This window comes from Pseudochelatococcus lubricantis (assembly GCF_042432495.1).
Taxonomy (GTDB): Bacteria; Pseudomonadota; Alphaproteobacteria; order Rhizobiales; family Beijerinckiaceae; genus Pseudochelatococcus; species Pseudochelatococcus lubricantis.
Genome location: NZ_JBHLXC010000002.1, coordinates 1,510,052 through 1,536,799, shown reverse-complemented (window position 1 = coordinate 1,536,799; position 26,748 = coordinate 1,510,052). Strand labels below are relative to the sequence as shown.

General features: G+C 67.1%; 22 protein-coding genes. 12 read left to right on the top strand and 10 right to left on the bottom strand.

Annotation, left to right across the window (positions count from 1 at the left end; all coding sequences use genetic code 11):
• The coding region (locus ACFFJ7_RS09800; protein ID WP_377592043.1) for a hypothetical protein at positions 1–4,430 on the bottom strand (4,430 nt) is incomplete at its 3' end.
• A 153-nt stretch (positions 4,431–4,583) separates the two neighbouring features.
• On the opposite strand from ACFFJ7_RS09800, the gene ACFFJ7_RS09795 reads away from it, so the two are divergent.
• Positions 4,584–5,315: a UTRA domain-containing protein gene (locus tag ACFFJ7_RS09795; protein ID WP_166953328.1), complete on the top strand. Its 732-nt coding sequence runs from the start codon at positions 4,584–4,586 to the stop codon at positions 5,313–5,315.
• A gap of 172 nt (positions 5,316–5,487) precedes the next feature.
• Entirely contained in the window at positions 5,488–7,215 is a 1,728-nt protein-coding gene (gene dld, locus ACFFJ7_RS09790) for a D-lactate dehydrogenase (protein ID WP_377592040.1), read from the top strand.
• A gap of 42 nt (positions 7,216–7,257) precedes the next feature.
• Here dld and ACFFJ7_RS09785 read toward each other — a convergent pair whose 3' ends face one another.
• Positions 7,258–7,971 (bottom strand): LrgB family protein, encoded by a 714-nt coding sequence (locus ACFFJ7_RS09785; RefSeq protein WP_377592038.1) that lies wholly within the window; start codon positions 7,969–7,971, stop codon positions 7,258–7,260.
• Positions 7,943–8,380, bottom strand: a complete 438-nt coding sequence (locus tag ACFFJ7_RS09780) for a CidA/LrgA family protein (protein ID WP_377592034.1) — start codon at positions 8,378–8,380, stop codon at positions 7,943–7,945. The genes ACFFJ7_RS09785 and ACFFJ7_RS09780 overlap by 29 nt, the downstream gene beginning before the upstream one ends.
• Positions 8,381–8,520: 140 nt before the next feature.
• Here ACFFJ7_RS09780 and ACFFJ7_RS09775 point away from each other — a divergent pair, with 140 nt between their 5' ends.
• Entirely contained in the window at positions 8,521–9,399 is an 879-nt protein-coding gene (locus tag ACFFJ7_RS09775) for a LysR family transcriptional regulator (RefSeq protein ID WP_377592031.1), read from the top strand.
• Between the two features lie 39 nt (positions 9,400–9,438).
• Here ACFFJ7_RS09775 and ACFFJ7_RS09770 read toward each other — a convergent pair whose 3' ends face one another.
• Positions 9,439–10,404, bottom strand: coding sequence for an AraC family transcriptional regulator (locus tag ACFFJ7_RS09770; RefSeq protein ID WP_166953318.1), 966 nt, complete (start codon positions 10,402–10,404; stop codon positions 9,439–9,441).
• 142 nt (positions 10,405–10,546) lie between these two features.
• Here ACFFJ7_RS09770 and ACFFJ7_RS09765 point away from each other — a divergent pair, with 142 nt between their 5' ends.
• Positions 10,547–11,764 (top strand): MFS transporter, encoded by a 1,218-nt coding sequence (locus ACFFJ7_RS09765; protein ID WP_377592028.1) that lies wholly within the window; start codon positions 10,547–10,549, stop codon positions 11,762–11,764.
• Positions 11,765–11,830: 66 nt separating this feature from the next.
• The gene (locus ACFFJ7_RS09760; RefSeq protein WP_377592026.1) at positions 11,831–12,232 is read left to right on the top strand and encodes a VOC family protein; all 402 of its coding nucleotides are present in this window, start codon (positions 11,831–11,833) and stop codon (positions 12,230–12,232) included.
• Positions 12,233–12,263: 31 nt separating this feature from the next.
• Here ACFFJ7_RS09760 and ACFFJ7_RS09755 read toward each other — a convergent pair whose 3' ends face one another.
• Positions 12,264–14,540, bottom strand: coding sequence for a mechanosensitive ion channel family protein (locus tag ACFFJ7_RS09755; protein WP_377592024.1), 2,277 nt, complete (start codon positions 14,538–14,540; stop codon positions 12,264–12,266).
• Positions 14,541–14,884: 344 nt separating this feature from the next.
• Between ACFFJ7_RS09755 and ACFFJ7_RS09750 the strand changes: the two genes are divergently transcribed.
• The 6 genes from ACFFJ7_RS09750 to msrA all read left to right on the top strand — a co-directional run bounded on the left by ACFFJ7_RS09750 (position 14,885) and on the right by msrA (position 20,360).
• Entirely contained in the window at positions 14,885–15,373 is a 489-nt protein-coding gene (locus tag ACFFJ7_RS09750) for a hypothetical protein (RefSeq protein WP_166953305.1), read from the top strand.
• 16 nt (positions 15,374–15,389) lie between these two features.
• On the top strand, positions 15,390–16,061 hold the full coding sequence (locus ACFFJ7_RS09745; RefSeq protein ID WP_377592021.1) for a L,D-transpeptidase: 672 nt from the start codon (positions 15,390–15,392) through the stop codon (positions 16,059–16,061).
• A gap of 43 nt (positions 16,062–16,104) precedes the next feature.
• On the top strand, positions 16,105–17,154 hold the full coding sequence (locus tag ACFFJ7_RS09740) for an amino acid ABC transporter substrate-binding protein (RefSeq protein WP_377592019.1): 1,050 nt from the start codon (positions 16,105–16,107) through the stop codon (positions 17,152–17,154).
• A gap of 104 nt (positions 17,155–17,258) precedes the next feature.
• Entirely contained in the window at positions 17,259–17,759 is a 501-nt protein-coding gene (gene msrB / locus ACFFJ7_RS09735) for a peptide-methionine (R)-S-oxide reductase MsrB (protein WP_377592017.1), read from the top strand.
• Positions 17,760–17,769: 10 nt separating this feature from the next.
• On the top strand, positions 17,770–19,644 hold the full coding sequence (locus ACFFJ7_RS09730; RefSeq protein ID WP_377592014.1) for a cytochrome c biogenesis protein DipZ: 1,875 nt from the start codon (positions 17,770–17,772) through the stop codon (positions 19,642–19,644).
• Between the two features lie 14 nt (positions 19,645–19,658).
• Positions 19,659–20,360, top strand: coding sequence for a peptide-methionine (S)-S-oxide reductase MsrA (gene msrA, locus ACFFJ7_RS09725; RefSeq protein ID WP_377592010.1), 702 nt, complete (start codon positions 19,659–19,661; stop codon positions 20,358–20,360).
• A gap of 4 nt (positions 20,361–20,364) precedes the next feature.
• Here msrA and ACFFJ7_RS09720 read toward each other — a convergent pair whose 3' ends face one another.
• From ACFFJ7_RS09720 to ACFFJ7_RS09710, 3 genes are read right to left on the bottom strand one after another with little or no spacing between them, the layout of a single operon-like run.
• Positions 20,365–21,297 (bottom strand): putative B6 ABC transporter permease subunit 1, encoded by a 933-nt coding sequence (locus ACFFJ7_RS09720; RefSeq protein WP_377592006.1) that lies wholly within the window; start codon positions 21,295–21,297, stop codon positions 20,365–20,367.
• Between the two features lie 2 nt (positions 21,298–21,299).
• Positions 21,300–22,355 carry a putative B6 ABC transporter permease subunit 2 gene (locus tag ACFFJ7_RS09715; protein WP_377592004.1) on the bottom strand — a complete coding sequence of 352 codons (1,056 nt, stop codon included), beginning with the start codon at positions 22,353–22,355 and terminating at the stop codon, positions 21,300–21,302.
• Positions 22,352–23,917 carry a putative B6 ABC transporter ATP-binding protein gene (locus tag ACFFJ7_RS09710; RefSeq protein ID WP_377592001.1) on the bottom strand — a complete coding sequence of 522 codons (1,566 nt, stop codon included), beginning with the start codon at positions 23,915–23,917 and terminating at the stop codon, positions 22,352–22,354. The genes ACFFJ7_RS09715 and ACFFJ7_RS09710 overlap by 4 nt, the downstream gene beginning before the upstream one ends.
• Positions 23,918–24,059: 142 nt before the next feature.
• Here ACFFJ7_RS09710 and ACFFJ7_RS09705 point away from each other — a divergent pair, with 142 nt between their 5' ends.
• On the top strand, positions 24,060–24,500 hold the full coding sequence (locus ACFFJ7_RS09705; RefSeq protein WP_377591999.1) for a hypothetical protein: 441 nt from the start codon (positions 24,060–24,062) through the stop codon (positions 24,498–24,500).
• A 17-nt stretch (positions 24,501–24,517) separates the two neighbouring features.
• Here ACFFJ7_RS09705 and pstB read toward each other — a convergent pair whose 3' ends face one another.
• Together pstB and pstA are read right to left on the bottom strand one after the other, a co-directional pair.
• Positions 24,518–25,387 carry a phosphate ABC transporter ATP-binding protein PstB gene (gene pstB, locus ACFFJ7_RS09700; protein WP_166953263.1) on the bottom strand — a complete coding sequence of 290 codons (870 nt, stop codon included), beginning with the start codon at positions 25,385–25,387 and terminating at the stop codon, positions 24,518–24,520.
• Complete coding sequence (gene pstA, locus ACFFJ7_RS09695; protein ID WP_377591996.1) at positions 25,384–26,748, bottom strand: phosphate ABC transporter permease PstA; 1,365 nt, start codon at positions 26,746–26,748, stop codon at positions 25,384–25,386. Before pstA ends, pstB begins: the two co-directional genes overlap by 4 nt.

The window sequence follows — 26,748 nt, the reverse complement described above, 5'->3', positions numbered from 1 at the left end:
ATGTTGAAGTCGGTGACGAGGTCGATCTGGCGCGCGCCGGACTGGTCGGCGGCATCGAACAGGAAGGTATCGGCGCCCTTGCCGCCGGTCATGACGTCGCGGCCGGCACCACCCCGGATGACGTTGTCGAAGGCGTTGCCGGTGAGCGTGTTGTCGCCCGCGCCGCCGAAGAGGCTGCTGTCCTTCGCGGCGTCGAGGAGGGTGCCCTGCTCGATGTTGTCGGGCAGGACGACGGTGGCCTTCTCGCCGTCGTAGAACACGCGGTCGATGGCGTTCGTGCCGAGGTCGGCAACCAGTGCGTCGGCATCGTAGAGGTAGATGTCGTTGCCGCCGAACTGGTTCTTGACGATCTCATAAGGCGACAGGACCTGATGCGCGGCCGAGACGTCCGACCAGGCAAGGGCGTTGCCGGCGGCGTCGGTGATGGCGACGTCCTGCGCAAGAGCGAGCGCGAGCGAACCGCGGCCGACGACGCCGGTGACGGTGACGGTCCAGGTGCTGCCCTCGCCCTCGACCTTGTCGATGGCGTAGCCGTCCTTGAGGCCGGTGGCGATGAGCGCGAAGTCGGCCGCGTCGACGTCCTTCACGGCCTCGTCGAAGGTGACCTCGAACACCACCGTGTCCGCACCCACGTCATCGGTGAGCGCGCGGATGCCGGCAATCGTCGGCGGCGTCGTGTCGACCGGGACGTCCTTGAGGCTGACGACCTTGACGTCGTCATAGGACAGCCCGTTCGCCGCGCCCCAGTTGTAGAGGGCGATGGTACCGTGGTCGAGGGAGCGATCCTCGATCACGTTGGCGAAGATCTTCTCGCCGTCGATGGTGACGGTGATGACGTGATCCTCGATATCGACCCGCACCAGCGTATCCTGCTGCCGGGAGATATGACCGCCCGTCCGGCCGAGGATGGTTTCGATACCGTCCACGAGCCGGGTGATCTGGATGAGCTGGTTTTCCTTGTTGATGTCGAGCTTGTAGTAGTTGTTTTCATCCTGATAGTAGAACAGGACACCGGTCGACTTGCCCTGACCGACGTTCAGCAGCGTTTCGACGGAGTAGTCCTGCCACTGGCTCGCACCCGCGCCCTCGTAGACCGCGTACGTGCCCTTGCGCAGGATGTAGTCGCCGTCGCCCAGCGGGCTCCAGCCACGATCCCAGAGGTTGGAGGAGGTGGCGTTCCAGCCGCTGGTCAACTGGCGGGAGTACACGTTCGCGTCCTGCACCAGCTCGCCGTTCGTCACGCGCCAGTTGGCGTCCGCATTGTACTCGCCCTCGTCGACGAAGCGCCAACCGGCCGTGCCGGCGCTGAAGTCTTCCTGAAGCAGGATATCCTTCTGCGCGGCGATGTCGACCAGGACCTTGTCGCTCGCCCAGTTTCCGGCGGCGTCGCGGACCTCAAGCGTGATGTCGGCGGCATTGACGGGCAACGTGACGACAGCGTTCTTGCCGGTGGCGACGACCTTGTCACCAAGCACCCAGCGATACTCGACGATTTCGCGCGGGCCAAAGCTGGAGACCGCCGAAACGGACACCTGCACGTTGCCGTCGCCATCCGAGTCGAGCACGCGCGCGCCGGTCTCGCCATGTGCCGTGAGAGCGACCTTGTTGACGAGAACGTTGTCGAACGACGCCGTGTCCTGCGCGGAGGAGTAGACGCCAACGGTGCCGCCGGCCAGCGGCGCGCTGTCCGTGACGGGGCCGCCGAAGATGTCGTGGTTGTCGAGCAGCACGCGGATCTCGTTGCCGATGACCGCCACGCGCAGCTCGGCGTCGGCATCCATGACGATGCCCTTCTCGACCTGCGCCAGAACAGTCGTCTGGCCGTTCTGCACCTTGACGAGCGAGCGGGCGTTGCCGTTGATGTCGAACGTGACGCGGTAGTAGTTGCTCTGGTCCTGATAGCGGAAGACGACGCCGATCTGGCCGGAGTTGTCGTTCGTCCTCAGCGTGAGGTCGTAGACGTAGTCATTCCACTGCTTCGCCTCGACGTTGTTCCACACCAGGATGTTGGTGCCGCCGTTGGTGAGGTCCTTCAGGGTGCCCTCGCCGTCGGTCTCGCCGGACTTGACCGTACCCACGACCTTCAGCGGAGAGCTGACGACGACGTCCGGAACGTTCAGCGTGCCGGTGCCGAAGGTGGCGCTGAGCTTGCCGTTCGTGAAGTCGAACTGCGTCGCGCCGGCAATGGCCTGGGAGGAGATGCCGCCGGCTGAAGCCTTGCCGAAGGAGGTGATTTCCTGCTGGCTCAGCGCGTGGTCGGCGAACAGGAAGCTGTTGATATAGCCGCCGGTGGTGTCCGAGTCGTCATCGGTGAACAGCAGCACGCCCTTGGTGGGGTCGATATCGAAGCGCCCGCCACGGTAGCTGTCGGTCTGCTGGCCGACGTACTGGCCCTCGATATACTTCTTGATGATGTAGCTGCTGTCCGTCTGCTTCTCGAAAGTGAAGGCAACGCGCTGCCAGGAGCCGTATTTGAAATCGCCCTGATAGACGCTGCTGATGCCGAGGCTGCCCGTGCCGTCGTTGTCGTTGCGCAGGTAGAATTCGGCGTCGGAGTTGTTCGTGACGTCAGTCTGGAACAGCGACCACCAGCCGCCGGAGTTGGTGGGCAGCAGGACGTCGAACGCGAAGGTGTAGGACGTCACGAGGCCGTTTGCCGGCACGTTCGCCAGTTCCGGCTTGAACAGCAGGTGTTGTTGCTTCGTGTACTTGGGGAACTTCAGGATCTCGGCCTCGCCGCCGGTCATTTCGGGCAGGCCGAAATCGGACGGGGCGCCCAGTTCCGCGAGCTTGATGTCGGTCGGCGCGGACCAGCCGTTGGTGTTGCCGTCGTTGAAGTTGTCGGAGAGCAGCGTGTTCTTGCCGATGACCGTGACGCGGACGTCGTCGGCGCTGGTGTAGCCGTTCGCGTCCGTCACCTCAAGGGTCAGGACGCGCGAGCCGGCTTCCTGATAGATGAAGGGGTTGCGGCCGGTGGCGACGACGGTGCCCTCGGAGTCCTTCCACACGTAGCTGACATCGGCGTCGGCGGGCAGGATCGTCTGGGAGGCATCGAGCCTGAAGTGGGCGACATCGCCGGTGGCTTCGACGAAGAGGTCCTTGCCGGCCTTGGCGACGGGCACGTCCAGCGGCGTGGACAGGTCGACACCCGTGAAGGTTTCCTGGTGGCCGGCGTAATACCCCGTCAGGCCGTCGCGATCCAGCTCCGGCTTGCCGCGGTAGCCATCGAGATAGTCGTCGAATTCCGTGAAGTAGGTCTCGGTGTAGACGGCGTCGTTCTCGGGGTCGATGGTGATCAGGCGGATGGCGCCATTGCCGCCGTTGCTGCCATTGGCCTCGTTACCGTTGCCGGTGGTCTCCGCCGCGACGCCGTTCTGGTAGTTGACCATCATCTGGAAGACGGGCTGGCCGCCGGCGCCGTAGCTGATCTGCGTCTGCGCGCCGTCGATGAAGTTGTGGCCGGAGAACGTGAAGGCGACGTTCGGATACTTGCTGACGAGCTTCTCCCAGATGCCGTCGCCGTCCGAGGAGCCGCGCTCGTCGTTGCCGACGCCATAGGCCGGGCCGGCGTTCTCGCCGGTGAGCTGGGGCGTCATGGAGCCGACGCGCTCGTCGCCCGCCATGTAGCCATGCGTCGTGACGATGACGCGGTGGTCGAGATGCCCTTCGATGACCTCGGCCGCCCAGCGCAGCACGTCATCGCGGGGGCCGAATTCGAGCGACAGGTTGAGCCACTTCGTGCCGTCCGGGGCGGTGAAGGTGTGGTAGCTGTTCCAGAAGCTCTCCGGCTCCTTGTCATAGACGCCGCCGAAACCCGGGAGCTTCGACTGTTCCGCGACCGTGAAGTACTTGCTGAGGTTGTCCAGCGTGCGCGAACCCGCGCTGCCGCCGGAGGCGAGGTCGTGGTTGCCGGGCAGGATGGAGTAGGGGAGCTTGCCGTCCAGGATGCGCAGGGACTCCTCCGCGCGCTGCCATTCCGCGTCCGTGTTGTGATAGGTCACGTCGCCGACGTGGGTCACGAACTGGATGTTGAGGCTTTCCTTGTTGTCGACCAGCCACTGCGTCATCCGGCTGAAGATCGACGGGGAAGCGTAGTTGGCGGTGTAGTCCTGCGTGTCGGGAATCACCGCGATGGTGTAGGCGTTCTCGCCCGCAACGCGGACGCGGAAATCGTCGACAATCGCCGAGCCGTCGGAGGCGGTCGCGGTGATGCGGATGTCGGAATGGCCGTAATCGCCGAACGAAAGCTTCAGGAGGCCGTTGGCGTCGACGGTGGCCGCCACGCTATCGCCGTTCGACGTCTGGACGGAAAAAGTGTAGCCGGTGCCAAACTTTCCGTTCAGATCGATAACTTGCGGTTCTTCGCCCTTCCTGACAAGGAAGGCGTTCACGGGCGTCGCGATTGCGGCGTCTTGAGGGGATGCTGCCATGATTGAACACTCCAGCAGGGGGTCGTTAGCGATATGAAATTTAACTTATTGATATGATTGACATATTTTTATGTGGACTAGTCCACCTGCAGACTATAGTCGTGCTCTTTGAATGCCGGATGACAAGTCGTCGTTTTCCTGCCGGAGTTGCTGATGAGCAGAGTTGGGGTGAGGGGTGAAATCCGCGGCCGTCTCGGGGCCGTACAGCTTGAAGTTCGTAAGCGCATTCAGAAGCAGCTCTACGGACCGGGGCAGCGTCTGCCTTCCGAGCGGGAGTTGAGCAACGAGTTCGAGATGCCGCGCGTGTCGTTGCACGAATGTCTCGTGCAACTGGAGGCGGAGGGCCTGATCTACCGGGAGACGAACCGGGGATGGTACGTGTCGCCGCCGCGCTTTCTCTATAACCCGCAGTCACGGGGGCATTTCACACAGTCCGCCGTGGAGCAGGGGCGGCGGCCCAGCACGCGGGTCATCGACAAGCGCCTCACGCCCGCGCCTCAGCAGGTGTCGGAACTGCTGGAGCTTGCAGCGGAAACGGAACTCGCCTGCATCCGCCGCGTGCGCTCCATCGACGGCCGGCCGGTGCTTTACGTCGAGCACTATTTCAGCCCCACCGTGTTTCCCGATCTGTTCGAGCAGGATCTGTCGGGCTCGCTGACGGAGCTGTACCGCGACAGATACGGCTTCCACTACGGGCGCATGCGGTATCAGATCATTCCGACGGCGGTGCGGAACGATGCCGCCAAGGTGCTCCGCCTCGCGAACGGTGGCCCAGCGCTGCTGGTGCGGCGCGTCAACCACGAAGCAAGCGGCCGCGCGAAGGACTGCGACCTAGAATACTGGCGCCACGACGCAGTTCTGGTGGAAGTCGAGGTCGAGAACTGACGGGAGCGGATCCAGGCACGGTTCCCGGCCTTGCCTGAAAACGTTCCAATGTTGCCGCGGGCGTGTGGCCAAGCCGGCCGGGCTGTGCCAGAAAGATGAAACGTTGCCGGACGCCGGGCCTGAGCCGCGCCGGCGCCTCGCGTGCCGGAAGGGCGATACAGGACAAGGTCTCATGAGCACATCCGCCGTCAGCAACCAGGCGCTTCTGGAAAAGTTCGGGAGCATCGTCGGCAGCAGCAACGTCCTCACCGGCGCGCGGCAGACGCGGCGCTTCCGCAAGGGCTACCGCTTCGGCGAGGGCGATGTCCTCGCGGTGGTGCGACCCGGCACGCTCGTCGAGCAGTGGCGCGTCCTGCAGGCGGCGGTCGCGGCCGGCAAGATCGTCCTCATGCAGGCAGCCAATACGGGCCTGACCGGCGGCTCCACGCCGGACGGCAACACCTATGACCGCGAGATCGTGCTGATCAGCACCCAGCGGCTTACCGGGATTCAGGTGATCGACGAGGGGCGGCAGGTCATCTGCCTGCCTGGCGCGACTCTTGACAACCTGGAAAAGACACTGAAGCCGCTGGGACGCGAGCCGCATTCTGTCATTGGCTCGTCGTGCATCGGTGCGTCGGTTCTGGGCGGCGTGTGCAACAATTCGGGCGGCGCGCTGGTGCGGCGCGGCCCCGCCTTCACGCAACTCGCGCTCTATGCGCGGGTGGACGAGAGCGGCGCGCTCGGCCTCGTCAACCATCTCGGCGTGGCGCTCGGCGACGCGCCGGAGGAAATCCTCGAACGGCTGGAGAAGGGCGATTACCGCCCGGAAGATATCGTTCACGACGACGGGCTCGCCGCATCCGACCACGGTTACGGCGATCACGTGCGGCAGGTCGATGCCGACACGCCGGCGCGCTTCAATGCCGATCCCGGCCGGCTTTTCGAGGCTTCCGGCTCGGCCGGGAAGCTCGCGCTGCTCGCCGTGCGGCTCGATACGTTTCCGATGGAGAAGAGCCGGGTCTTCTACATCGGCGCCAACGACACACGCAGCCTCACCGGCGTGCGCCGCCACATGCTGACGGCCTTCTCGACGCTGCCGGTCTCCGGCGAGTACATCCACCGCGACGCCTTCGACATCGGCGAGACCTACGGCAAGGACATCTTCCTGATCATCGACCGGTTGGGGACGGAATACATGCCACGCGCCTTCGCGCTGAAAAGCCGGATGGACGCCTTCTTCGAGGGCATCGGCCTGCGCGGCTTCACCGACAAGGTCCTGCAGGCGGCGGTGTCGCTGCTGCCCGGCCATCTGCCGGCGCGGATGAAGGAATTCCGCGACCGCTACGAACACCACCTGCTGCTCCGGGTCTCGCTGGACACTGCCGACGGGACGCGGGACTTTCTGAAAACCTTCTTCGCCACAAACGACGGCGACTTCTTCGAGTGCGACGACAGTGAGGGCCGCAAGGCGTTCCTGCACCGCTTCGCCGTGGCGAGCGCCGCGATCCGCTATCGCGAAACGCACAGGAGCACGGTCGAGGATATCGTCGCACTCGACATCGCCCTGCGGCGCAACGACCAGGACTGGTTCGAACAACTTCCCGCGGACATCGAGGACAAGCTCGTCAGCAAACTCTATTACGGGCACTTCTTCTGCCACGTCTTCCATCAGGACTACATCGTCCGGAAGGGGCACGATCCGCTGCAGATCGAGCACGGGATGTGGAAGCTGCTCGACGGGCGCGGCGCAGAATACCCGGCGGAGCACAACGTCGGGCATCTCTATCACGCGAAGCCGGCGCTGAAGGCGTTCTACCGCGGCCTCGACCCCTGCAACGTCTTCAACCCCGGCATCGGCCACACTTCGAAGTTCTTCTGCTGGGCCGAGGACGCGCAGACGGCGGAAGCAGGGCGCTGACGCCAGGCGCCGAAAGAAAGGGAGGCCGCGTCGGCCTCCCGATCACTGGAACGCATGGACGAGAACCGGCGCGATGAGGACGTTGAGCAGGCCCACCAGCACCATGATGAGGCCGGCGACGGCACCTTCCTCCGCGCCGACCTCGTAGGCCCTCGCTGTTCCCGCGCCGTGCGCACCCATGCCGAACAGAGAGCCGCGCGCGATGCTCGACCGCAGCGGCAGCCATGACAGCAGGACGCCGCCGATGGCCGCCCCCGCCACGCCGGTCGCGACGACGAACACCGCCGTCAGGTCCGGGATGCCGCCGATCTCGCTCGACACCGTCATGGCGAATGGCGTGCTGATGGAGCGCGGCAGCAGGCTGAGCCGCAGGGCGCCGTCAAGCCCCAACACCGTGGCGATGGCCCACGACGACGCCAGCGCCGTCATGCTGCCCACGACCATGCCGAGCGCCAGCACGGGCCAGTGACGCCTGATCAGCGCCCGACGCTGGTAGATCGGCACCGCGAAAGCGACGACCGTCGGGCCGAGCAGAGCCATGAGCCAGTGCGTGCCGCGAATGTAGTCGGCATAGCTGGCGTCGAGCAGAAGCATGGCGACGACGAGCAGCGCCGGCGTGGAGCCCATCGGCAGCAGCCACCAGCGTGGCCAGCGGCGATAGAGCGCTTTCGTGAACAGGTAGAAGACGATGGTCGTCACAGACCAGAACGCCGCCCGGGCGAGGGGATCACTCCACAACTGCGTCGCGATGTTCATGGCGGGAAATCCAGCGGTAGGACAGGTCCACGGTCAGCGCGGTCACGATCATCACGGTCACGGTGCTGGCGAGGATGACGACAAGCACCTTCACGCCGAGCAGGCTCAGGAACTCGCGGTGATCCATGATGGCGAGCACGGCCGGCACGAAGAACAGAAGCATGTCCGACAGGAAGCACTCCGCCCCGCGCTGCACGCGCGACAGCCGCAGCCAGCCGGTCGACAGCAGCACGAGCAGCGCCGTGAGACCGAGAAGACTGCCCGGCAGCGGTATCGGCAGCAGGCGGACGGCGCCTTCCCCCGCCAGCCAGAAGGCAACGAGAACGGCCGCCTGCGCCCACCTGTTTTCAGGCAGGCCGCGGCGCACGAAGGACATGGCGTTGCTGGCGGCGGCGTTGAAGGCGGACATAATGGACACTCGACCGGGGAAATGCGAAACGGAATGAAACGGCTGCTTGACAGAAGGTAGGTGACGGCAAATCATTCTTCAAATGAATTAAAGGACTTCTGGAAATTCCAACCCGGAATGAAGAGAGCTGAAAGCGCACCATGGAACTGCGTGTCCTGCATGCATTCGTCGAGGTCGTCCGGCAAGGTGGCTTTTCCCGGGCGGCAAAGACGGTCTTTTCCACGCAGTCGACGGTCAGCAAGGCCGTGCGGCGGCTGGAGGACGAAGTCGGCGCGCCGCTCTTCGACCGCGTCGGCCATCGCAGCGTGCTGACGGAGACGGGCGAGATCGTCTATCGCCGCGCCCAGCGCATTCTGGCGGAGCGGGACGACATGTTCGCCGAGATCGGCGAACTGCGCGGGCTGAACAGCGGCACCCTGCGGCTCGGCCTGCCGCGCATCGGCAGCAGCATCCTGTTCGCGCCGCTTTTCGCCCGCTATCGCCAGCTCTATCCGGGGATCGACATCAGGCTTGTCGAGCAAGGCAGCGACAGGCTTGAGGAAATCCTGCTCTCGGGCGAGATCGATCTGGCGGCATCCCTGTTGCCTGTTTCCGACGATTTCGAATGGCAGAGCGTGCGGATCGAGCCGCTGATGGCCCTTGTCCCCGCGAACCATGAACTCGCACGATCGCCTGCGATCGATGTCGACATCCTGCGTCGGCAGTCGTTCATCCTGTTCGAAAGCGGTTTCGGCCTGAACCGCATCATCATGGACTTCTTCAAGCGCAACGACATCGCGCCCACCATCGCGGCGCGCAGCAGCCAGATAGACTTCATCGTCGGCCTCGTCGCCGCCGGTCTCGGCGTCGCCTTCCTGCCGCGCATGATCGCCGGCCAGCGCCCCCATGCGCAGGTCAAGGCGGTGCCGCTGCAGGACCCGCTGACGGACTGGCACATGGCCCTGATCTGGCGGCACGGCGCCTATCTCTCCCACAGCTCGCGGGCATGGCTTGAGATCGCGCGGCAGGAAGCCGCGTGAGGCGTTCCCGCCCGGCGGCGATGCGCCGGCATGGCGGCCTCAGGACGGGACGGCGGATCGTTCCTCTTCGAGCGCCGGGTCGCCGGCGCGCCGCAACTGCCCGGGCGAGGTGCCGGTCGCCCGTTTGTAGGCCCGGCTGAATGCGGCGCGCGAGCCGTAGCCGAGACGCCGCGCGGCGCCATCGATCGACAGGCCGTCGTTACCGATCCACCGGGCGGCGAGGCGCATCCGCAGCGCGAGCAGGTAGCGGGACGGCGTGGTCCCGGTGACGGCGACGAACCGCTCCGCGAACACCGAGCGCGAACTGCCCATCTCCGCAGCCATTTCCTCGATCGTCCAGTCATGGCCGGGCTTGCGGTGCAGCGCCGCGATCACGCGGCCGAGGCGCGGATCGCGCAGCGCCTCGACCCAGCCCGTGGCATCGCCGCAACCGCCCTCGACCCAACCGCGGACGATGCTCGCCGCCACCACATCCGCGAGCCGCGCCAGAATGCCCGCAGCGCCGGCGCGCTCGGCCGCCATCTCCCGCTCCATCGCCGCGAGCAGGGGGTGGAGTTCCGGCTGGCGGCCCGTCAGCGCACGCACCGACAGAACCTGCGGCATCAGGCTGACCAGCGGATGCAGCGTATCCAGCTCGAACTGCATCCGGCCGGAGAAGATCAGCGTCTCGCCGTTCTCGCACGCCTTTTGCGCGAGATCGTCGATCATGCAGATGTTGCTGCAGAGGGGAACGGTCTCGTAGCTGTCGAAGGGGCGAACCCTCGCGCCCGGCGCCGAAACGAGGGCGTGTGCATCGCCGCGCGGCAGCAGCACGGCGTCGCCGCAGCTCAGACCGGTCATCTCGCCGTCCGCCGGGCGCAAGCGGAGCGTACCGGTCGCAACGAAGTGGAAATGCGCGTCGTCCGTGGGTGCGAAGCCGATGCCGAAGGGCGGCGCCAGCCGCAGCTTGCTGTAGCTCGCGCCGCGAAGGCGCATGCCCGACAGCAGCTCGCTCACAAGATCCATGGGGTGGGGCTCCTCCTCGCGACTTCCGGAGTATAGGTTACATAGTCCGGCGAAAATGGCATAGATCGTCCGGAAGCGCCACCCACATGCTCCCCATTCACTCCTCAAGCAAGGGAGCCCGAATGTGGGCAACGCTACAGCAATGAACGACAGTCGCACACCCGAGCCCGAGTACGAGTCCGAGCCGGAGCTTCAGTCCGAACCCGCTTGGGCGGCTGTGGTCTCGATGGGCCTTGGCGTATTCGGCCTCGTGGGGGCCGAGTTCCTCCCGGCGAGCGTGCTGACGCCGATGGCGAGGGACCTCGGGATCACCGAGGGAATGGCCGGGCAGGCCGTGACGGCGACGGCGGTCACCGCCGTCCTCAGCAGCCTGCTGATCGCGGTGCTGACGCGCCGGCTGGACCGGCGCATCGTGCTCATGGGATTTTCGATCCTGCTGATTATTTCGAACCTTGTCGTCGCGCTGTCTCCCAACCTGCCATTGCTGCTTGCGGGGCGCGTCCTGCTCGGCGTGGCGCTGGGCGGTTTCTGGGCGCTGTCGACAGCCACGGTCATGCGGCTGGTGCCGGAGCACCATGTGCCGCGTGCGCTCGCGATGGTCGTGTCCGGCGTCTCCGCGGCCACAATATTCGCCGCGCCGCTGGGCAGCTATTTCGGCGATCTTTGGGGATGGCGGTCCGTGTTCCTCGCGGCGGCGGTTCTCGGCCTCGTCACCGTGATCGTCCAGTTCGCGAGTCTGCCGGCGATGCCTTCGCGCAGCCTCTCGCGATTCGGAACGTTGGGCGAGCTGCTGTCCCGCCGCCACATCGCCATCGCGCTGGTCGCCGCGCTGCTCGTGTTCGGCGGCCATATGGCGATGTTCACCTATGTCAGGCCGTTCCTCGAATCGGTCACCAATACCGACGTGACCGGCATCTCGATCATGCTGTTCGCATTCGGCATCGCGAGCTTCCTCGGCAATTATCTCGGCGGGTGGCTGCTGCAGCACTCCATGCGCCTGACGCTTGCCGCGACGCCGCTCGTCATCGGAGCGCTGGCGTTCACGCTCGTCGGGTACGGCGGCCATGTCGAGACGGACGCGGCGATCATCGCGCTGTGGGGCCTGGCCTTCGGCACGATTCCCGTCGGATGGTCCGCCTGGATCGCCCGCGCGGTGCCCGACGAGGCGGAAACGGCGGGCGGCCTTCTCGTCGCCGCGATCAATCTGGCGATCACCACGGGTGCGGCGGTCGGCGGGCTGATCGTCGACGCGACGGGCGTCGGCACCGTCTTCATGCTGAGCGGCGTCGTGCTCTGCCTGGCGTCGATGACCGTCTTCGCCGGCGTCCGGACAAAGTTCGCCGTGCGCGCGGCCGTGTGACGGTGGCGTTTCCGGCCGGGATGGGGTAAGTGTGCGCCGTTCTCATCCCTGCCGGAGACGATACCTGTGCTGGACCATATCAGTATCATCGTTTCTGATTTCGCCCGCAGCAAACGGTTCTATGAAGCCGTCCTGCATCCGCTCGGCTACCGGTTGATGACCGAACTGCCGGAAGCGGCGGGCTTCGGCGTGTCGGACGGGGAGGGGAAGTCCGGCGATCCCGGCGGGGATTTCTGGATTGCCCAGGGCAAGCCGGTTCCGCCGCTCGTCCATGTGGCATTCAACGCCGCCAGCAGCGACGCCGTGGATGCCTTCCACGCAGCGGCGCTGGCGGCCGGCGGCAGGGACAACGGCGCGCCGGGGCTAAGACCTCAGTATCATGCCCGCTACTACGCGGCTTTCGTTTTCGACCCGGACGGCTACAACATCGAAGCCGTCTGCCACGCCGGCGCATCCCGGAGCGAATGAACCCGGCGCGCGTCGGGATGCCGCGCGCGGGTCAAGCCTCGCGTTCCCGCGCGGCGGCGAGGCTGTCGCGTATCTGCCCCGCAGCGGCCGTGGCCGCATCGCCGTTACCGGCCGGGCCGTTGCCGGCCACGTGCACCTGCGGCAGCGCGAAGCGGATGCCGGCCTCATCGAAAGCCTGCTTGATCTGTCGCAGCGCCATGCGGCGGATCATGAACTGCTCGCCCGGCCGCGTCATGATCTTGCATTTGATCTGAATGCCGTATTCGCCGAACTGCTCGACACCCTGCATCTTGAGCGGCTGCAGGATGTTGGCCGCGTGCTCCGGATCTTCCGCGAGCTGCTGGCCGATGTTCTTGATGATCTTGCGCGCCTTTTCCAGATCGGTGTCGTAGGCGACATTGATGGTGAACTTGTCCATCACCCAGTCGCGGCTCATGTTTTGCACCGCGCCGAGCTGGCCGAAGGGCACGGTGTAGACGGGACCGCGATGGTGGCGCAGCTTGACGGAGCGCAGCGAGAAGGACTCGACCGTGCCCTTGTAGCTGCCGCTCTGGATGTATTCGCCGACCCTGAAGGCATCGTCGAGCAGGTAGAAGATGCCGCTGATCACGTCCTTGACCAGCGTTTGCGAGCCGAAGCCGACGGCGACGCCTACGACGCCCGCGCCCGCTATCAGCGGCCCGATCTCGATGCCGAGCCCGGAGAGCGCCATCAGAATGGCGATCACCGCGATAACCACCAGCAGGATATTGCGGAAGATCGGCAGCAGCGTGCGCAGGCGCGCCTGCCGCACAGGATCGTCGCCATGGCCGATGCCGGTCTCGCCCGCGGCAACCAGCGCATCCTCGCCATGCGCACCCGGCGGCCCCGCCTGCGCCAACCGCGCATCGATGGCCGCCTTGATCAGCTGCCACAGGAAATCCGCAAGGAAGAGCGTGATGACGGCGTTCAGGATGCCCCGCATCAGCCGTTTCAGGGGCGTGGTCTGGTCGGTGAGGGCGATGAGATCGATGTGCCACACCTGGGACATCCAGTAGACCGCGCCGACCACCAGCACCAGCCGCGCGCCGCGATTGAGGCAGACTTCGAGCACGCCGGCATACCCCGCCTGGACGCCGCCCGCCGGGCGAAGCAGGCGCTTGACGCGCCAGTCTATGGCCTTGATCGTGACCGGCAGCACGACGGCGAAGGTCAGCAGCCAGAACAGCCCGCTGAACCTCACCGCCGAAAGCCACCACAAAACGACACCCAGCACGGTCAGCAGGATGTTGACGGTGCGCTTTCCAAGCTGTTTCCTGACTTCGCCCGCCGGACGCCGCCAGACGGCCTCCAGACCGATCGCCAGCTGGACAAGGCCGAGCAGATAGGCGCACGCCTGCACCGAAACACGCGGCACTTCCAGCACGTCCAGGGTTTCGATGGTGGCGGCGGCGAGCACGAACCAGCCGATGAACAGCACCAGCCGGCGATGCCAGAACACAGCCTTCGCCAGCTCACCGTTGACCGGCCCGGCCATTGCCGGAGCGGCGAGGGCGGCTTCCTCGCCGCTACCGGCCTCGGCCGCCGGCTGCGGTTGCGGCGCCGGATTGATGAGCAGCACCCGCAGCACGTGATAGGCGAGCAGAATGGCGACGACCGCGAGCGCATAGGCGATCACGACGGTCTTCAGCACCGGCGGCCATTCGAACAGCATGAGCGCGATCAGGACGCCCGCCGTGAAGGCCAGGGCGGGCAGGGCGGCGATCAGCAGCCGCAGGCCGAGCCGCCCAAGCCGGATCAGGGGATCGGGATGGGCTTGCTGCCACGCGCGCGTCGCGTTGCTCCCCAGTCTGCGCGTGGCGAACGCGCCTGCCGCGCCGAGGGCGAACGCCAGCAACGCAAGTTCGCCGCCGTGCTCGGTGTCGCTGCCGTGGACAGCCTCGGCCAGCCGGTCGCCGGCCTCCGCCATCCGCGCCGGCAGATGCGGCAGCGCCGCCACGATCTCCCGTACGTGCGCACGGGAGCGGGCAATGCGCTCCGCAAGGCTGGCGGACGTGCTGATGCTGGCGGGCGGGTTCTGCCGCGGTTCGGCAACCGCCGCCGGTGCCGCCGGCGCGGCCGTTTCCCGGGCCTGCCGCAGCCAGTCCTGCACCGCAGGGTCGGCCAGCAGGTCAAGCAACGCGCGCACCTGCACCGGCTGGCCTGCGGCCTCATGCGCCGGCGCGGCCGGCGGCGTCCCGCCTTGCGCGACGGCGTGGCCGCAGAACATCAGCAATAGCAGCAGCAACCCGGCGATTCTGGCGACACCTGCAGACACAGCCTCCACCATGACCAAGCCCCTTCGACCAAGTCCTCTCGACCAAGTTCCCTCGACCATGTCTCTTCCGGCTTCTTGCCGGATGCCGACAGTTTCATCTCTCTGTATGAGGCGGTGCCGTCACGGCGTCAACGGCGCGCAGGCGATGCACGCTGCTATTGCAGGCGCGAAGAACGGCAGTCTAGCCGCTCTCTTTGTTGCACGGAATTTATATTTAATCTGTACAACCGTGTTCAGGACTGGTCCGGCGCGTTGACACGACGCAACTCGACTATATAGTCGCCGGTGCCGGATGCGGATGGGAGGCGCTGCGCAGCGCCCTGCCGCACAAGAATGCCAACGATGCGGGAGGGGCGATGGGAGACGCAGTTTTGTGGCGTGGAACGCAAGGGCATCTCGGCAAGGCGGCCATGGCCGCGGGATGTCTGGTTTCGCTCCTGCTCGCCGGTTGCGGTGGCGGCTCGATGTCGCGGAACACGGGGCCGGCTCCGGCCCAGTTGCCGCGTGAGGCGATCGTCGGCAGCTGGGGCATCGCCTCCTTCCACAACGAGAAGGACCGCAAGCGGACCGAGGCAGAGGCGCGTGCGCAGTGCCGCCAGCCCTACGTCATCAGCCTGGGACCGACCGACGGCGTGATGATGCATGTCGCGGACGACGCCAAGATCTATGAGCTGCGGCTGAAGGCCGGTGCCGACGGCACGACCTATATCGGCTTCGAGGCGCCCGCCGGCGATCCGCAGGACCGGCAGATCCTTTCAGCCACCGATACCGAGCTGATCATGCGCTTCGTCGATCCGGACGCGCACCGGCGCTACGGCACCTTCGTCTTTATCCGCTGCAGCTAAACGAGACCGAACAGGCATGACCGCGACCTGCAAGACTTTCCCATGGACGGCGTTTTCGAGGACGGCATTCGCGGGGGCTGCATGCCTCGGCGTGGCGCTGACGCTCGCCGTCGCCGCCACGGGCGCCGCGCGCGCCCAGCCGGCGGCGGCCGCGCAGCCGCCGTTCGAGGAAACAATGGACATCAGCGACGAGCCGGGCCGCGTCTCGACGGAGGAAGTCATCATCACGGAAGGGCCGTATGCCCGCCAGATGGTGTTGTTCCGCTCCAGCGAGGCGCCGGGCACGGTCGTCATCCATACGTCGGAGCGCTTCCTCTACGTGGTGCAGGGCAACAACCGCGCCCTGCGTTACGGCATCGGTGTCGGCCGCGACGGCTTTCAGTGGTCGGGGCTCGTCAAGGTCAGCCGCAAGTCCGAGTGGCCGGACTGGCGTCCGCCGCCGGAAATGCTGCAGCGCCAGCCCTATCTGCCGCGTTTCATGGCCGGCGGCCCAGGCAATCCAATGGGTGCGCGCGCACTTTATCTCGGCTCCACGGTGTTCCGCATACACGGCACCAACCAGCCGGAGACGATCGGAGAGGCCATCTCGTCCGGTTGCTTCCGCCTCGCCAACGGCGATGTGATCGATCTTTACGAGCGCGTTCCTGTCGGAACGAAGGTCATCATCCGGCACAAGGCGACGCTGTAAAAGCGACCGCAGGCCGCACTTCGAAACAGGGAGCCCGAGGGGCATGAACGAGACCGCCGGAAACCGCCTTCGCCGCCCGCACAGCCGCCTTGCCTTCGGGCTGGCCGGCGTCCTTTCCCTTGCGCTCGCGGCGCCGGCACTGGCCGGCACGCTCGACACCGTGAAGCAACGCGGCACGCTCAACTGCGGCGTCAGTGAAGGGATCAGCGGCTTTTCCGATCAGGATACGCAGGGGCACTGGTCGGGCTTTGACGTCGATTTCTGCCGCGCCGTCGCGGCCGCCACCCTCGGCGATCCGGAAAAGGTCGCGTTCACGCCGCTTTCGGCGAGCGCGCGCTTCGAGGCGCTGAAGAGCGGCAAGGTCGATCTGCTGTCGCGCAACTCGACGTGGACTCTCGGCCGCGAGGCGGAACTCGGGCTCGCCTTCGCCGGCATCACCTACCACGACGGGCAGGGATTCCTGGCGAACCGCGCGCTCGGCGTCGACGGTGCGCTCGAACTCGACAAGGCGAAAATCTGCGTCGAGAGCGGCACGACGACGCAACTCAACCTGGCCGACTTCTTCCGCGCCAATTCGATCACGTATGAGGAGAAAGCCTTCCCCAACGCGGCAGAGGCTTTCGCCGCGTTCGAGTCCGGCACCTGCGACGTGCTCACCCGCGACCAGTCGGCCCTCTACGGCGAGCGCCTGCGTCTCGCGCGGCCGGCGGACGCGGTGGTGCTGCCGGACGTGATCTCGAAGGAGCCGCTCGGCCCCGTCGTACGCAACGACGATTTTGCCTGGTTCAACGTCGTCAAGTGGGTGAACTTCGCGCTGGTCAACGCAGAGGAACTCGGCATCTCCTCGGCGGACATCGACGAGGCGCTGAAGTCGCAGAAGCCCGACGTGCGCCGCTTCACGGGGGCGGAGGGCGATTTCGGCAAGGCGCTCGGCCTCGCTCCGGACTGGGCCATCCGCGCCGTGAAGGCCACCGGCAACTATGCGGAAATCTACGAACGCAACCTCGGCACGGGCTCGAAGCTCGCCATTCCGCGCGGCCTCAACCAACTCTGGAACATGGGCGGCATCCTCTACGTTCCCGCCGTGCGCTGAGGCACGCCATCGACACGGACTTGTTACAATTTGCCTGAGGACTTCCGGACCCGCCCATGCCAACATCTGCGCGGGTTCGGGAGGCGGGCCTCAGGAGTCGGGTCATGGCCATTTCCAGAAGGTATCTCCTCGGAGCGGCGGCGGTCCTCGGCGGAGCGGCGGTTTCATGGCGCCTGACGGCGCCGACCGTCGCGCGAACGCCAGAGGAAGCCTTTCCTTTCAGTCTGCCGGACGCGCAGTGGCGCGCCCGCCTGTCGGCGGCGCAGTATAGCATCCTGCGCGGGCATGGCACCGAACAGGCCTTCACCAGCCCGCTCAACGACGAGCATCGGGAAGGCGCGTTCAATTGCGCGGGTTGCGATGTGCCGCTTTTTTCCTCCACGACGAAATTCGACAGCCACACCGGCTGGCCGAGCTTCTGGCAGCCGCTGGAGCAGGCGGTTGGCACGCGCCTCGACACCAGCTACGGCATGGTGCGCACGGAGGTGCACTGCCGGCGATGCGGTGGCCATCTGGGCCATGTCTTCAACGACGGCCCGCCGCCCACCGGCCTGCGCTACTGCATCAACGGCCTCGCGCTGACGTTCGCCCCCGCCGGGGCGTGAGGAGAGCCGCATGCTGGTTCTGTTGTCGTATCTCGGCGGTGTCCTCACCATCGCGAGCCCCTGCATCCTGCCCGTGCTGCCTTTCGTGTTCGCGGGAACGGGGCGTTCCTTCGCGCGGTTCCAGTTGCCGATGCTCGCGGGCATGGCGCTGGCCTTCGCCGCCGTCGCGTCGCTCGCCGCCGTCGCCGGCGGATGGGCGGTGGAGGCGAATACCTGGGGCCGGCGGATCGCGCTGCTTCTGATGGCGCTGTTCGGGCTCGCGCTACTCGTTCCGTCGCTGGGCGATCGGCTGATGGCTCCCTTCGTGGCCGCCGGCGACCGGCTGAACCGGCGCGCGGGGCAGGGCGACAGCATCGGCGGCGCGCTCCTGCTCGGCGTGGCGACGGGCCTGCTGTGGGCGCCCTGCGCGGGGCCTATCCTGGGGCTCATCCTCACCGGCGCGGCCCTTCAGGGCGCGAACGCGCAGACCTCGCTGCTGCTCGTCGCCTATGCGGCTGGCGCTGCGACTTCCCTCGCTGTGGCGCTGCTTGCGGGCGGGCGCCTTCTGGCGGCGCTCCGGGCGCGCATGGGCACGCTGGAAGGGCTGCGGCGCGGCGCGGGCGTCGCCGTGCTCGTGGCCGTCGCCGCAATCTCGATGGGGCTCGACACCGGCGTTCTCGCCCGCGTCTCGACGGCCAGCACGACGCGCATCGAGGAAGCGCTGATGAACGGCCTCGGCCTCGGCGGGCGCGGAGAAGGGGACACGGCGTCAGCGCCCGGCAACGCCATGATGCAAGGCGGTGCAATGATGCAGGGCAACGCCATGATGGCGGGCGGCGCGATGATGCAGGGCGGGGCGATGATGGCGGCCTCCGGCAGCGCCATGATGGCGGCACCCGGCGCCATGCAGCCTCAGGGCCGCGAGGCTTCCGGCCTGCCGGTGGAAGGGCGCATTCCCTCGTTCTCCGGCGCTGTCGCTTGGCTGAACAGCGAACCGCTGACGCCGCTGCAACTGCGCGGCAAGGTGGTGTTGCTGGACGTCTGGACCTATTCCTGCATCAACTGCCTGCGCACGCTGCCCTACGTGAAGGCGTGGGAGGAGAAGTACCGGGACCGCGGGCTCGTCGTCATCGGCATCCACGCGCCGGAGTTCGCCTTCGAGAAGGACATCGGCAACGTCCGCGCGGCGGTGCGCCAGCTCGGCATCGCCTATCCCGTGGCCATCGACAACGACTACGCCATCTGGCGCGCGCTGGAGAACCGCTACTGGCCCGCCCATTATTTCATCGACGGGCAAGGCAACATTCGCCACCATCACTTCGGTGAGGGCGATTATGCGAAGTCGGAGGAGGTTATCCGGCAACTGCTGGCCGAAACAGGCACCGTGCCGCCGGCGCAGGACGCGACTGTGTCGCCGGCGCAGGGCGGAGTGATGCAGGCGGCGGACTGGAGCAATATCCGCTCGCCTGAAACCTATCTCGGCTACGCACGCATGGATCATTTCGCCTCGGCCGAGCCGGTGGCGAGGGACGGCAGCGCCGCCTACACGAAGCCGGGCCAGCTCGCCCTCAACCAGTGGGCGCTGGACGGACGCTGGACAGTGGGGCCAGAGGCCGCGCAGACCGGGGCGCCCGGCGGACGGATCGTATTCCGCTTCCATGCACGCGATCTCAACCTCGTGCTCGGCAGCGAGGGCGACGATCGGCCCGTGCAGTTCCGGGTGCGCGTCGACGGCAACCCGCCTGGCGCCGACCACGGCCTCGACGTCGACGACGAGGGCAACGGCACCGTGCGCCAGCAGCGGCTTTACCAACTCGTGCGCACAACGGGCGAGGTTCGCGAACGCACGTTCGAGATCGAGTTTCTGGCACCGGGCGCGAGCGCCTACGCATTCACCTTCGGATGAGGGAGGAGAGGACCATGGCAAGCAGGAAAGCAGGCAGGAAGTGGCCGGCGCTGGCAGCGCTGGGGTTCCTGCTCCTCGCGGGGCCGGCGCTGGCGGCGGAGCAGGCCTTCCGGATCGACCCGCCGGCGCAGGACCTGCCGGCAGCGGAGATGCAGTCCGCGAGCATCGTGCTCGCGGGAGGCTGCTTCTGGGGTGTGCAGGGCGTGTTCCAGCACGTGAAGGGTGTGACATCCGCCGTGTCGGGATACGCGGGCGGCAATGCCCGGACGGCGAGCTACACGCTGGTGTCGACCGGGCAGACCGAACACGCCGAAGCCGTCGAGGTGACCTACGATCCCCGCCAGATCAGCCTCGGGCGCATCCTGCAGATCTTCTTCTCCGTCGCGCACGATCCCACCCAGCTCATGCGCCAGGGGCCGGACGTGGGTCCGCAGTACCGTTCCGCCATCTTCCCCGCCAACGAGGCCCAGCGCAAGGTCGTGGCGGCCTATATCGCGCAGCTCGACGCCTCGGGCGCGTACAGGAAGCCCGTCGCGACGAAGGTGGAAGCCCTGAACGGATTTTTCCCCGCCGAGGACTATCATCAGGATTACATGACGCGAAACCCGCGCCAGCCCTATATCGTCATCAACGACGCACCGAAGGTCGACAACCTGTCGAAGCTGTTTTCCGACCTGTACCGGGAGAAGCCCGTGCTCGTCTTCGCAGGCGGGTAAACCGTCAGCGCGCGCCGCGTTCGTAACTCGACCCGAGCGCCGGCGGCAGGCTGGCGCGGCGGCCGGCGACGACCAGCACGAGCATTACCGTGGCGAAGGGCAGCATCTGGATGACGTCCGTCGGCACGTCGACGCCAGCCACCTGCAGCGCCGTCGTCAGGGACAGGCAGACGCCGAACAGCAGCGCCCCGCCCAGCACCCGCAGCGGCCTGCCGCGCGCCAGCATGGCGAGCACGATGCCGATGAAGCCGTTTCCATGCGTCATGAAGGGAACGAAGACGCCGCTGGCGACGATGGACATGAAGGCGCCGGCAAGCCCGGCGAACAGGCCCGTGCACAGAACGGCGACGGTGCGCGTGCCGACGACATCGACACCGGCGGCATCGAGCGCGGCAGGCCTGTCGCCCGCCGCCTGAAGCGCGATGCCGAGATAGGTGCACCGGTAGACGTAGATCATGATGCCGACGAGCAGCACCGTCAGATAGACGACCGCCGGCCGGTCGAAAAGCGCCGGGCCGACCACGGGAATGCGCGACAGCACGGGGATTGCCAGCGTCTCCGGCGCATCGAGCCGCGGATAGGTTGTCGCGAACCGCACATTGTGCAGAAGCGCCGTGATGCCCTCGGCGCCCAGCGTCAGCGCGATGCCGATAACGATCTGGTTGAGGCCGAGGCGGACGCACAGCACCGCCATGAGGGCCGCCACGGCCATGCCGCCCGCCGCGCCGGCGAGGAAGCCGGACGCCGCCGATCCCGTCTCGTAGGCCAGCACGAAGCCGGCATAGGCTCCGATCAGCATCATGCCTTCGAGGCCGATGTTGAGAACGCCGGCCTTCTCCGACAATTGCTCCCCAAGCCCCGCAAGCAGCAGGGGAACGCCCGCGACGACAGCGCCGAGCACGAGCGAGGCGACGAAGGCTTCGGTGAACAGGCCCATGCTCAGTCCTCCGCCTTCCGCTGGCGGCGCTGGTCGAGATACTCGGCGAGGCCCAGCACGACCAGCAGGATCGCGACGATGACAAGGGAGAAGTAGCCCGGCACGCCGAGCCGCCGCGCCGCGCTCTCGCCGCCGATCGACAGCACGGAAAACAGGAAGACGAAGGCGATGGTGCCGAAGCCGTTGAAACGCGCCAGAAAGACGAGGGGTACCACGGTCAGGCTGTAGGCGGGATTCCAGTCTGCCCGCACATTGCCCTGCGTGCCGAGGACGTCGACAGCGCCCGCGAGGCCGGCGAGGGCGGCGGAAATGCCGAAAACGACAACGGTGAGCATGGGCACCGGCAGGCCCGCGTGCAACGCCGCGCCCGGATTGGCGCCGACGGTGCGCAGCTTCAGCCCGAATGCCGTACGGGTCATGACGAGATGCACCGCCACGACGGCGACAAGGCCGATCAGCAGGCCGGAGGAGACGGTGGTGTCGAACAGGCGCGGCAGCCTGTCCGCCACCGGCAGCGTGCGCGTCTGCGGCACGGTCGTCGCGGGATCGCGGAAAACGAGCTTGATGAGGACATTGGCGAGCGACACGCCAAGGAACGTCATCATCAGCGTGGTGATGATCTCGTTGATTCCCTGAAAGGCGCGCAGCAGCGCCGGCAGCAGGGACCAGAGCGCCGCCACGGCGGCGCCCAGCACCAGGCAGGCGGGCAGCACGAGCCAGACCGGCGCATGAGCCGCCAGCGCAGGCGCGGCGGCGGCAGCCGACACGGCGGCGAGCAGGAACTGTCCGTCTCCACCGAGATTCCAGATGCCCGCCCGGAAGGCGACGATCAGGCTCGCCGCGATCAACAGCAGCGGCCCCATGCGCATGAGCGTCGCCTGCAGGCCAGAGGGGGAAAGCAGTCCACGGCCAGCCACATAGCCGTAGTAGGCCAGCGGATCGACGCCCATGGCGAGCAGCAGCAGAGCGCCGGCGAGAAGCGCCACAGCGACCGGCCCGAGCGCGAACAACGCCGCGCGCGCCCATGCGGCGGATCGGGTCGTCCGTTCCACGTTCATTGCGCCGTCCCGCTCATGAGTTCGCCGATCCTGCGGCGCGCGTCCGCGTCGTTGTCGACCGTGCCGACGATGCGGCCCCGGGACATGACGGCGATCCGGTCGGCCAGTTCGAGCAGTTCCCCGATGTCGGTCGAGATGAGCAGCACGGCGCATCCGGCCTCAGCCGCCCCGCGAATGCGTCCGCGGGTGGCGTGGGTGTTCCGCACGTCGAGGCCGTAGGTCGGCTTGGCGAAAACAACGGCCTCCGCCGTGCCCGACAGCTCCCGGGCGAGAAGCACCTTCTGGATGTTGCCGCCCGACAGCCGCGCCACCGGCGTGCCGACGCCGGGCGTGCGCACGTCGAACGCGCCGACGCGGCGGCGGGCGTGATCGGCAATCGCGGCTGGCTGCTCGACACCCTTGCGCCAGAAGGGCGCCTCGCCGATCTGCTTCAGCACCAGATTGGTGGCGACGGAAAACGGACCGACCGTGCCTTCGCCCAACCGGTCGTCAGTGACGTAGCGCAAACCGAGGGCGCGGCGCTCGCCGACGCCGGCCCTGTCGATGGGACGGCCGTTCAGGGTGAGGGAGCCGGCGCGAATCGGCCGCTGGCCGGCGAGCGCCTCGGCGAGCTGCTTCTGCCCGTTGCCATCGATGCCAGCGATGCCGAGGATTTCTCCCGCCCGGATCGTGAAGCCGACGCCGGAGACCGGCACGGCATCGTCATCGATGGCGAGATCGCCGGCCGCCAGCACGACGGGCCCCGCGGGCGTCGCGCGCCGCCGGCCTTCCGGGCCGCGCCTCCCGTCGGCCGCGTCGGCGCCGAACATGGTGCGGACGAGCCCGGCGGTGACAGCCGCGACATCCCCCGCCTTCAGGTCCTCCGGCCCCAGGGAAGCGACGTTGCGGCCACGCCGCAGGACCGATATCCTGTCGCCCCAGGCAATTGCCTCGTCGAGCTTGTGCGTGATGAAGACGACGGCAAGGCCGCCTGCCGCAAGACGGCGCATCAGCGCGCCAAGCTGCTCGGCGTCGCGCGGGGTCAGCATGGCCGTCGCCTCGTCGAGAATCAGGCAGCGGTTGCCGCGCATGAGCGCGCGGACGATCTCCGCCTGCTGCCGCTCGCCCAGCGAGAGCGAGCCCGCGAGTGCGAACGGATCGAGCCGCACCCCGATGCTCTCGGCCCGCACGCGCATACGCTCCGCCGCGCCGGCGCGGTCCGGCCGCTTCCACCATGGGCCACCGAGGATGAAGTTGTCGACGAGCGACAGCGAGGGCACCAGCATGGAATGCTGGAACACCGTGCCGATGCCGAGATCGAGCGCCTTGCGCGGCGAGGAGATGTCGATCGGCTCGCCACCGACGACGATACCGCCCTCGTCCGGCCGCTGCAGGCCGGCGAGCATGGCAACGAGCGTTGACTTGCCCGCGCCGTTCTCGCCGAGCAGGACGTGAACCTCACCCGGCCGGAAATCGATGCTGACGCGATCGTTCGCCACGACGCCGGGAAAACGCTTCGTCACCCCGCGCAGGGAAACGACCGCCTCCCGCGCCGTGGCGCCTGAAACGGAACTGCCCACCATACCCCTCGAACTCTGTATCCTGCCCGGAAAGCGCTCAAAATAAAGAATCTAGAACCTGTCCTTTTTCAACGTAAACAGGACAGGTTCTAGGTGAATCGTCGGACAGAAGATAAGAAATTTTCTGTTTTTCCGGAGGTGTCGGATGCAGTTTTCTCCCGTTCCGCCGCTTGCGGCCGCGTTTGCAGTCATGCTTGCGGGCGGGGCCGTTGCAGAGGAAGGTCGCCCGGCGCCTCGCGGCCGCGAGGGGCTCACGCGCGTGCCGATGACATTCGCCAACGCCGGCCCGGCCTCCATGGCCTGCGCGAGCGCCATCGCGCACTGGCATTCGCTCGATCTCGGCCGGGCGGAGACAGGCGGCAGCATCGCCTTCGATCTCTGGGCGGATACGGCGAGCGGCGCGATCTTCCTGCTGAACGGCAGCGAGGACCGCATGCCCGTGGAGTCGCTGTGGTGCGGCATCGCCGGCAGGTCGTGGGAGACGCGCGCGACCATCGCACTGGCGCGACGGGCAGGCGTATTGCCGCCGCCGGGTGACTTCCTCTGCCGGCAGGCGGAAGATCGCGTCATCTGCGAGGCGCGCTGAGGCAGGCGCGCGATTCCTCACCCGATGCGGCCGGTTATGTAGTCCTGCGTCTTCTTCGCCTGCGGATGCCGGAGGATCACTTCGGTCGGACCTTCCTCGACCAGCCGCCCGAGATGGAAGAACGCCGTCCGCTGGCTGACGCGCGCCGCCTGCTGCATGGAGTGGGTGACGATGATGATGGTGTACAGCAGGCGCAGTTCGTCGATCAGCTCCTCGATCACGGCGGTTGCGATCGGGTCGAGCGCCGAGCAGGGCTCGTCCATCAGGATCACCTCCGGGCTGACGGCGATGGCCCGCGCGATGCACAGGCGCTGCTGCTGCCCGCCGGAAAGGCCGGTGCCGGGCTCGCGCAGGCGGTCCTTGACCTCCTCCCACAGCCCGGCTCTCCTGAGGCTCGCGACGACGATATCCTCAAGCTCGGCCCGGGAGCGCGCCAGTCCGTGAATGCGGGGACCGTAGGCGACGTTCTCGTAGACCGATTTCGGGAACGGATTGGGCTTCTGGAACACCATGCCGACGCGGGAGCGCAACTCGACGACGTCGAGGGACGGGTCGTAGATGTTCTGGCCGTCCAGTGTGATCTCGCCGGTGACACGGCAATCCTCGATGGTGTCGTTCATACGGTTGACGCAGCGCAGGAAGGTCGTCTTCCCGCAGCCGGAAGGGCCGATCAGCGAGGTGACGGCCTTTTCCGGAATGTCCAGCGAGACATCGAACAGCGCCTGCTTGTCGCCGTAGAAGACGTCGACGTGCCGGGCCCGGAGCCGGACGTCGCGCGGCACGGTGTCCGGTGTGCGCACGGTCTCGCCGTATGCCGGCCCTGCCGCGCTCGCGGAAACCGGCGCGTGGGGCGCGCCGGTGTTGTCAGGCGGAATCGAAACGGTCATACGCGACGCTCCAGTCGTGTGCGCAGGAAGATGGCGAGCGCGTTCAGGGTGATCATCAGGCCGAGGAGCACCATGATGGCCGCCGAGGTGCGGGCCTCGAAGAAATTGCGGTTCTCGTTGCCCTGCCACAGATAAATCTGCGCCGGCAGGGCGCTGGACTGGTCGAACGGCGTCGCCGGAATGGAGGCCACGAAGGCGTTCATGCCGATCAGGAGCAGCGGCGCCGTCTCGCCCAGCGCCTGCGCCACGCCGATGATGGCGGAGGTGAGGATCGCCGGGAAGGTGACCGGCAGCACATGGTGAAACACCGTCTGCGTGGGCGACGCGCCGACAGCGAGCGCCGCCTGCCGCAGGGAGAGCGGCACGGCCCGCAGCGCCGAGCGGGTGGCGATGATGATGGTGGGCAGCGTCATCAGCGTCAGCACCAGCCCGCCGACGACGGGCGCGGACATGGGCAGGCCGAAGTAGCGGATGAACACCGCCGCGCCCAGCAGACCGAAGACGATGGAGGGGACCGCGGCCAGATTGTTGATGTTGACCTCGATGAGATCGGTGACGCGGTGCCGGAGCGCGAATTCCTCAAGGTAGATGGCGCTCGCGACGCCGATCGGCACGGCGAGGGCGATGACGATCAGCATCATGTAGAGCGAGCCGACGAACGCCCCCGCAAGCCCGGCCGCCGCCGGCGCGGAACGCGAATCCGTGTTGGTGAAGAGGTGCCACGCGAACGCGAAGCGGATCTTGCCTTCCGCGAGCAGGGTGTCGGCGAGCGTGCGCGTCTGCCGGGAAAGCTGCTGGCGCGAGTCCGGCAACGCCCGGTTGATGGTGCCCTTGAGCCAGTTGTCCGTATTGGCGGAGGCCAGCATGTCGACCCGCACCGTCTGTCCGAGCAGGCCGGGATCGGCCACGAACATGTCGCGCAGCCGGTGTCGCTCGTTGGTCTCGACCAGCGCGAGCGCGCCTCGCCTGTCGATCTCGAAGCCCGGAGGCGCGGCGTTGCGCACGGCAGTCTCGACGATGGCGCTCCAGTTCGCGAGCGTCACCTGCCGCTGCCAGACGAGCATGGCGGCCCGATAGTCGGCCTCGGATTGCCCGGCAGCGCGCGCGGGAGGCGGCGCGACGGTGATGACCGCGGGATCGAAGGTGACGTCGAGCGACAGCGTGGCCTGCATGAAGGCGGGCGCGCCCTTGGAGGCCATCATCCCGAAAAGGGTCGCCACGAGGCCCAGCGCGATGACGATGGCGGTGAGGCCCCCGGCCCGGAACAGGCGCTCGATGAGATGCCGGCGGGAAAGGCTGGCCCTGACGCACAGGCGCCGGCGGTTGGCCAGCTCGGCTATATCGACGGCGATATCGGCCAT